At 70.9% G+C, this 1,931-nt stretch carries 1 protein-coding gene; it reads right to left on the bottom strand.

Annotated features, from left to right (window positions below):
* Nucleotides 1-1,931, bottom strand: a 1,931-nt coding sequence (gene dxs, locus BY998_RS23805) for a 1-deoxy-D-xylulose-5-phosphate synthase (RefSeq protein ID WP_245421731.1), incomplete at both ends; no start/stop codon positions are given.

The following is a 1,931-nucleotide window of genomic DNA, read 5'->3' as shown; positions in this document are numbered from 1 at the left end:
CTCCGGCAATGCGGCTCGGACGGCCTTGAGGATGCCCTCGGCGTCGAGCCCGGCCTCGGCGTACATCTTCTCCGGCTTGTCGTGGTCCTGGTAGCTGTCCGGCAGCGTCAGCGTGCGCACCCGGACCCGGCCCGCATCGAGCACGCCCCGCTCGGCCAGGAGATGCAGCACCATCGCCCCGAAGCCGCCGACCGAGCCCTCCTCGATCGTCACCAGAACCTCGTGGCTGCCCGCCAGATCCACGATCAGCTCCGCGTCCAGCGGCTTGGCAAAGCGCGCATCCGCCACCGTGGCCACCACGCCCTCCTCAGCGAGCGCATCGGCCGCCTTCAGGGCCTCCGACAGCCGCGTGCCGAGCGAGAGCAGCGCCACCCGCGCCCCTTCCGGACGCCGCACCACGCGGCCCCGGCCGATCGCCAGCGGCGCGCCCCGCTCGGGCAGCTCCAGGCCGACGCCCTCGCCGCGGGGATAGCGCAGCGCGATCGGGCCGCTGTCATGCGCATGGGCGGTGGCCACCATGTGCACCAGCTCGGCCTCGTCGGCGGCCGCCATCACCGTCATGTTCGGCAGGCAGCAGAGATAGGCCAGATCGAACGCGCCCGCATGCGTGGCCCCGTCCGCACCCACCAGTCCCGCCCGGTCCAGGCAGAAGCGCACCGGCAGGTTCTGCAGCGCCACGTCGTGCACGACCTGATCGTAGGCCCGCTGCAGGAAGGTCGAGTAGATCGCCACGAACGGCTTGTAGCCCTCCGTCGCCAGACCGCCGGCGAACGTCACCGCGTGCTGCTCGGCGATGCCGACGTCGAAGGTCCTGTCGGGATGCGCCTTGCCGAACAGGTCGATCCCGGTGCCGCCGGGCATCGCCGCGGTGATCGCCACCACCTTCGGGTCGGCATCGGCCGCCTTGATCAGGCTCTCGCCGAACACCCGGGTATAGGCCGGGGCGTTGGCCTTGGCCTTGGCCTGCACGCCCGAGACCACGTCGAACTTGACCACGCCGTGGTAGCGGTCGGCGCTGGCCTCGGCCGGCGCGTAGCCCTTGCCCTTCTGCGTGACCACGTGGAGCAGGATCGGGCCCTGGTCCGAGTCGCGCACGTTCTTCAGCACGGGCAGCAGGTGGTCGAGGTTGTGCCCGTCGACCGGGCCGACATAGTGGAAGCCCATCTCCTCGAACATCGTGCCGCCGCCCACGATCAGCGAGCGGGCATACTCTTCGGCCGCCGCCGCGCGCTGGTAGAGCGCCTTGGGCAGGAGCTTGCCGAGCTGCTTGGCGGTCTCGCGCAAGCTCCGGTAGGTGCCGCCGGAGGCGAGCCGGGCGAGGTAGGCCGACATCGCGCCGACGGGGGGCGCGATCGACATGTCGTTGTCGTTGAGGATGACGATCAGGCGCGAGTGCAGGGCGCCGGCATTGTTCATGGCCTCGTAGGCCATGCCCGCCGACATCGAGCCGTCGCCGATCACCGCGATCATGTTGCGGCGCTTGGGCGCCGGGCCGCCCTTGGCCTTGGCCTCCGCCTCCTCGAGGTCGCGCGCGACCGCCATGCCGAGGGCGGCGGAGATGGAGGTGGAGGAGTGGGCCGCGCCGAAGGGGTCGTATTCGCTCTCCGAGCGCTTGGTGAAGCCCGACAGGCCGCCGCCCTGGCGCAGCGTGCGGATGCGGTCGCGGCGGCCGGTCAGGATCTTGTGGGGGTAGCACTGGTGTCCGACGTCCCAGACGATGCGGTCGTCGGGGGTGTCGAAGACGTGATGCAGGGCGACCGTCAGCTCGACCACGCCCAGGCCCGAGCCGAGATGGCCGCCGGTGATCGAGACGGCGTCGATCATCTCGGCGCGTACGGCGTCGGCCACCCGTCGCAGCTCGCCTTCCGGCAGAAGCCGGAGACGATCCGGCGTCTCAAGACCCTCAAGGATCGTCGTGTCCGCTAGTGCCA

It is taken from the genome of Methylobacterium sp. B4, assembly GCF_003201865.1.
Taxonomy (GTDB): domain Bacteria; phylum Pseudomonadota; class Alphaproteobacteria; order Rhizobiales; family Beijerinckiaceae; genus Methylobacterium.
Note: the sequence above shows the minus strand (reverse complement) of the source record. Positions and strands in the feature narration are given on the sequence as shown.